Annotated in this window: 5 protein-coding genes; 3 read left to right on the top strand and 2 right to left on the bottom strand. The window is 60.8% G+C overall.

The features are described from left to right. Nucleotides 1-180 precede the first annotated feature (180 nt). Both HU811_RS23940 and HU811_RS23935 read left to right on the top strand, forming a co-directional pair. Nucleotides 181-1101: a DUF2242 domain-containing protein gene (locus HU811_RS23940; RefSeq protein ID WP_092456998.1), complete on the top strand. Its 921-nt coding sequence runs from the start codon at nucleotides 181-183 to the stop codon at nucleotides 1099-1101. Between the two features lie 116 nt (nucleotides 1102-1217). Next, nucleotides 1218-1364, top strand: a complete 147-nt coding sequence (locus HU811_RS23935; RefSeq protein WP_186658432.1) for a hypothetical protein — start codon at nucleotides 1218-1220, stop codon at nucleotides 1362-1364. 41 nt (nucleotides 1365-1405) lie between these two features. Here HU811_RS23935 and HU811_RS23930 read toward each other — a convergent pair whose 3' ends face one another. Further along, nucleotides 1406-2443: an AraC family transcriptional regulator gene (locus tag HU811_RS23930; protein WP_092457001.1), complete on the bottom strand. Its 1038-nt coding sequence runs from the start codon at nucleotides 2441-2443 to the stop codon at nucleotides 1406-1408. Nucleotides 2444-2447: 4 nt separating this feature from the next. After that, nucleotides 2448-3578, bottom strand: coding sequence for a carbon-nitrogen hydrolase family protein (locus HU811_RS23925; protein WP_186658430.1), 1131 nt, complete (start codon nucleotides 3576-3578; stop codon nucleotides 2448-2450). Nucleotides 3579-3786: 208 nt separating this feature from the next. Here HU811_RS23925 and HU811_RS23920 point away from each other — a divergent pair, with 208 nt between their 5' ends. Then, nucleotides 3787-5826: an oxidoreductase gene (locus HU811_RS23920; RefSeq protein WP_092400583.1), complete on the top strand. Its 2040-nt coding sequence runs from the start codon at nucleotides 3787-3789 to the stop codon at nucleotides 5824-5826. The last annotated feature ends 48 nt before the right edge of the window (nucleotides 5827-5874 follow it).

The following is a 5874-nucleotide window of genomic DNA, read 5'->3' as shown; positions in this document are numbered from 1 at the left end:
GGGGTTTTTTGTGTCTGCTTGTTGCATCGGGCAGTATCTTCGTCGTTCCACCGAATTCGCGTCTTTTTCCCGCAAATAACCCCCAGTAGACTTGTAACCCGTTTGAGACAAGATTAGCCACGCGGCCTGGCAGCGTTCTGTTGCACAATACGCCCCGGATCGTTTTCCTCAGGATGTTCAATGTTCAAATCATTCCCTATGCGCACCGTCGGGCTGGCACTGGTGCTGGCCGCTGCAGCCGGTTGCTCGTCGAAGAAAACCGCTATCTACGAGCATGAAAACTTCGATGACTCTGGTACGTTCTCGCGTTCCTATTCAGTGAATGATGCGGCGACCTGCGAAGCCGGGCGCCGGGCATTGCTCAGCCAGGGCTACATCATTACCAGCAGCGATCCGAAGCTGGTCAGCGGTCATAAGAGTTTTCAGCAGACCGGCGAAACCCATATGGAGATCAGCTTCAATCTGGTCTGTGCTGAAGACAGTGGTCCCGGACACCGTGCGACCATGTTTGCCAATGCCTTGCAGGACCGTTATGCGCTGAAGAAAACCAACAACTCCGCCAGCTTGGGCGTGGGGGTGCTGGGATCGGTGTCGATGCCGATCGGCTCGTCCGATGATTCGATGGTCAAGGTCGCCAGCGAAACCGTGTCGTCGGCGAAGTTCTATGAGCGTTTCTTTGCCCTGGTGGAGTTGTTCCTGCCTCCCGAGGCGAAGAAACCCGTGGAAGAAACCGAAAAACCCAAGGCTGAGCTTGGCGTTCCGGAACCCCAGGTCGCGCCAGCGGCGTTGTCACCGGTTTCTACTCCGGAGCCGGCACCGATGCCTGTACCTGCTCTTGCTCCAGAGCCGGTGCCGGCTCCCGAACCGGCTCCAGAACCGACTCCAGCGCCAGTTGCGCCGGTGGAGGAAGCCACGCCCGCGCCTGCCGAGACTTCTCCGGCCAGTTCGGAGCCGGTCGCGCCGCCGGCAGAGCCCGCGCCCATCGCACCCAGCGAGCCTGAATCATCCGAGCCAGAGTCGTCGACGCCAGCCATTACACCGCCACCCTCCAGCGCCTTGCCGGCCCCTTCCGAGCCGATTCAGCCGCTTCCCGCCTCTTGATGCTCAGTGGCAAGGGTGGAAGTCCCTTGCCACACCTGCACGCAGTAATTTCCCAGCGCTGTGCTACGTTTAATTCATGAAGCTTTTGCTTCATGTTTTGTTCATAAAGCGGCTTTATGCTGACTCCAGCGCCATCAGGCATCGGTTTCAACGTTACGTTATGGGAAGGATTCAAGATGGATGATTATCAGGAAGAGCTGCTGGAATATCAGGCGTATGAGCTTGATCCCCTGGAACCCGCCGAGGATGCAACAGAGCTGTAAATCCGCTACAAGCTACACGTTATAAGCGGCAAGTTTGCAGCTTAACTGCTTCTCCGACTGCGCCGAAACTCGCCCGGAGTCTGGTTGTTCCAGCGCTTGAAGGCGCGTTGAAATGCCTCGGCCGAGGCGAACCCCAGCAGGTACGCGATTTCACCGAACGCCAGTTCAGTGTCGCGAATGTAGGTCATGGCCAGGTCGCGGCGAGTGTCGTTGAGGATTGCGCGAAATTGCGTGCCTTCTTCGGCCAGTTTGCGCCGCAGTGTCCAGGTGGGCAGCTTCAGACGCGTCGCCACTTCTTCCAGGTCGGGTTCCCGGCCACCATTGAGCAACGGCCCTAGCAGTTGGATGATGCGCTCGCGCAGGCTGCGGGTGCGCGTCAATTGCTCCAGCTCCCGTTCACACAACTGAACCAGATGTCGCCAGGTGCCGGGGCAATGTTGGGGGTTGCGTTGGGCGAGACTGTCGAGCCCCAGGCGCAACTGATTGTGTTCGGCACCGAACAGGATCGGGCAGTCACCGAGCTCGCGATAGGCCTCCAGGTATGCGGGTTCTTCGAACTCGATTTCCACACGTTCAGCCCGCAACGCGACAGCACTCACGCAGGACAGCTGCGCCAGCCAGCCAGCGATGATCGAATCCACGACGAAGCGGTTGTAGGCGTTATAGGGACTGATGGAATAGAACCGCAGCCATGCGCCTCGGGCATCTTCATGAAAACTCGACTGACCGCGATAGTTGGAGCCGTACAGCGGCTCAAAGCGGATCAAGCACCGCGCGGCTTCGCGCACCGTCGGTGCCTGGGCCGCTGTCACGCCTGCCAGCCCGGCCTGGCTCAAGCGGCTAAGTTGGCCCATGCGCAAACCCAAGGCAGGGTCTTGGGTCTGTTGGATGGCGGCGTGCCCCAGGCGCATGTAGCGCGGGATCGACAGACGAGCCCCAGGCTCGGCCAGGCGTGCCGCATCCAGCCCGTATTGTTCAAGCAAAGGCTGGGGATCGTGTCCATGGCTGGCAACCGCGTCGGCCAGGCTATGGACGAAGCTGACTGACAAGTCTCCCAGTCGCATCGGTTGCGGTTTCATGGTGTTACAGCCACAGATTCAGCAGACGGGCGCCACGAGCTTCACCGTCGGCGAAATGTTCGCCGTTATGGCTGACGAAACTCTGCCCGGCGCTGCCGCTGTCCCAGAACTGTCCGCGCAGGAAGACACTGACGCCGCCCTTGGCTTGGCTGATGGGCGGCTGGCTGGTCAGTGTCAGGCGATGCCAGGCCTGGCCTTCACTCACTTCCCCCGGTTTGAGGCTGACTTCGCTCGGTGTGGACAGGCCTCTGTAGCCACTCCAGGGTTTTTCCCAGCTATTGCGACCGTTGACAAAGGCGGGCACCGCCACCAGTTGCGCACCCTGTTCATTTAGCTGGCGATAATGAACCGGGTACCAACTGTCGCTGCCGATCAGCACGCCCAGGCGACCGGCCGGGGTGTCGACGACACCGACCGTGTCGGGATGGTCTGGCCCCAGCACGCCTTGTTGTTCGAACAAGGGATGCTGTTGGCGCTGTGGCTGGCCCAGCGGCCGACCGTCGCGGCCGAACACCACGCTACTGTTGTACAACGGGCCCCGGCCAGCTTTCAGTTGGCCATCGCTGACGCTGGGCTCGGGCAGCACGATGGAGCCGGCCACCAGCGTCACGCCGAACTCCTTGGCGAGCCCGCCGAACAGTGCCTGGTAGTCACGGGCCATGGTGTCGGCTTTCATGCGCAGGTAAGCATCGTCCAGCCGGTTGTCACCTTTTGCGCCGACCAGCGCCCGGATGAACACCAGCGGGTTGCTGACCGCCAGCCAGTTCATCGCTTCCTTCAACGTCGCGGCCTGATACAACTCGTCTTTTTCACCGACGATCATCAGCCAGGTGCCAATGTGCTCGGGCAACACCACCACGGTTTTGTCATTGAGCAAGCCTTGGTCACGAGCGGTTTGCAGATAGGCCGCCAGTTTGCGGTGCAGGCGTTTGGGGCTCTGGTAGTCGGTGGGGAACAGTTCGGGCTGGATGCCCAGCAAGTTGCCTTGATCGGCGGGGGTGCCCTGGTTCACCGCCAGGTTGATGCGAAGGTCTGACAGGTAATGACCCGCCGGACGATCCACCGTCCACAGTGCGTAGGTGATCAGGGCGGCAATCAAGGCCAGTGACAACAGCAGGTACAGAAGTTTGCGCATGGGGAACAGTCAGCGGCCGTGTGCGGATTCGCTGACTAGGGTAGGGCCCACGATGGGGTGTTGCCAAGGGGCGTTGCGCATTTGGATCATTAAGTTGTCAGTTACGGCCATTGAGCACGCAGCTTCCGGCTCTTAGGCTGTTTGGCATGACCGATGGAAGCCACAGAGCCTCCACATTTTTCCGTGATCGCCCGTTGTGGAGTTATCGATGACCGCCCCTCATTACCCGCACCTGCTGGCCCCGCTGGACCTGGGTTTTACCACGTTGCGCAACCGCACCCTGATGGGGTCGATGCACACGGGCCTTGAAGAAAAACCCGGTGGTTTCGAGCGCATGGCGGCGTATTTTGCCGAGCGCGCGCGTGGCGGCGTGGGGCTGATGGTCACCGGCGGAATCGGGCCGAACGACGAGGGCGGCGTGTACTCCGGCGCGGCCAAGCTGACCACCGAGGAAGAAGCCCTCAAGCACCAGATTGTTACTCGTGCCGTGCATGAGGCCGGTGGCAAGATCTGCATGCAGATTCTTCACGCCGGGCGCTATGCCTACAGCCCCAAGCAGGTAGCGCCGAGCGCGATCCAGGCACCGATCAACCCGTTCAAGCCCAAGGAGCTGGACGAGGAGGGGATCGAGAAACAGATCAGCGATTTCGTCACCTGTTCGGTGCTGGCCCAGAAAGCCGAGTATGACGGTGTCGAGATCATGGGCTCGGAAGGTTATTTCATTAACCAGTTCCTGGCGGCCCATACCAACCACCGCACCGATCGCTGGGGCGGCAGCTATGAAAACCGCATGCGCCTACCGGTGGAAATCGTGCGTCGGGTGCGTGAGGCGGTCGGTCCCAATTTCATCATTATCTTTCGCCTGTCGATGCTCGACCTGGTGGAAGGTGGCAGCAGCTGGGATGAAATCGTTCAGTTGGCCAAAGCCATCGAGCAGGCCGGGGCGACGATCATCAACACCGGTATTGGCTGGCATGAGGCGCGGATTCCTACCATCGCCACCAAGGTTCCGCGGGCGGCGTTCAGCAAGGTCACAGCCAAACTGCGCGGCTCAGTGAGTATTCCGCTGATCACCACCAACCGCATCAACACCCCGGAAGTGGCCGAGCAGATCCTGGCCGAAGGCGACGCCGATATGGTGTCCATGGCGCGACCGTTCCTGGCCGATCCGGAGTTCGTCAACAAGGCTGCCGCCGGGCGCGCGGATGAAATCAACACCTGCATCGGCTGTAACCAGGCCTGTCTGGACCATACCTTTGGCGGCAAGCTCACCAGTTGCCTGGTGAACCCACGGGCGTGCCATGAAACCGAACTCAATTACTTGCCGGTCACCCAGGTGAAAAAAATCGCCGTGGTCGGCGCCGGTCCGGCCGGTTTGTCCGCTGCTACCGTGGCGGCCGAACGGGGGCATCAGGTGACGCTGTTCGATTCGGCCAGCGAAATTGGCGGCCAGTTCAACATCGCCAAGCGGGTGCCGGGCAAGGAGGAGTTCTTCGAAACCCTGCGTTATTTCAAACGCAAGTTGCAGACTAGCCATGTCGAGCTGTGTCTCAACACGCGGGTGGATGTGGCGCAATTGGTCGCGGGCGGTTTTGACGAGATCATCCTGGCCACCGGTATTGCGCCGCGGGTGCCGGCGATTCCTGGGGTGGAGCATGCGAAGGTTCTCAGCTACCTGGATGTGATTCTGGAGCGCAAGCCAGTGGGCCGCAGCGTCGCGGTGATCGGGGCCGGCGGTATCGGCTTCGACGTGTCGGAGTTCCTGGTCCACCAAGGGGTTGCCACCAGCCAGGACCGTGAAGCGTTCTGGAAAGAATGGGGGATCGATACCCTGCTCCAGGCGCGCGGCGGTGTGGCGGGTATCAAAGCCGAGCCCCATGCCCCGGCGCGACAAGTGTTCCTGTTGCAGCGCAAGAAATCCAAGGTGGGCGACGGCCTGGGCAAGACCACTGGCTGGATTCACCGCACGGGCTTGAAGAACAAGCAGGTGCAAATGCTCAACAGCGTCGAATACCTGAAAATCGATGACCAAGGCTTGCACATTCGCATCGGTGAAACTGGCGAGCCGCAGGTGCTGGCCGTGGACAACATCGTGATCTGCGCCGGCCAGGATCCGTTGCGCGAGCTGCAGCAAGGTCTGGAAGATGCCGGGCAAACCGTCCACCTCATTGGCGGTGCCGACGTGGCGGCAGAGCTGGATGCCAAGCGGGCGATCAATCAGGGTTCGCGATTGGCGGCGCAGTTGTAAGGCACAAGATTGAAGCCACAATCCCCCTGTGGGAGCGGGCTTGCTCGC

It is taken from the genome of Pseudomonas tehranensis (genome assembly GCF_014268615.1).
Taxonomy (GTDB): Bacteria; Pseudomonadota; Gammaproteobacteria; order Pseudomonadales; family Pseudomonadaceae; genus Aquipseudomonas; species Aquipseudomonas tehranensis.
Note: the sequence above shows the minus strand (reverse complement) of the source record. Positions and strands in the feature narration are given on the sequence as shown.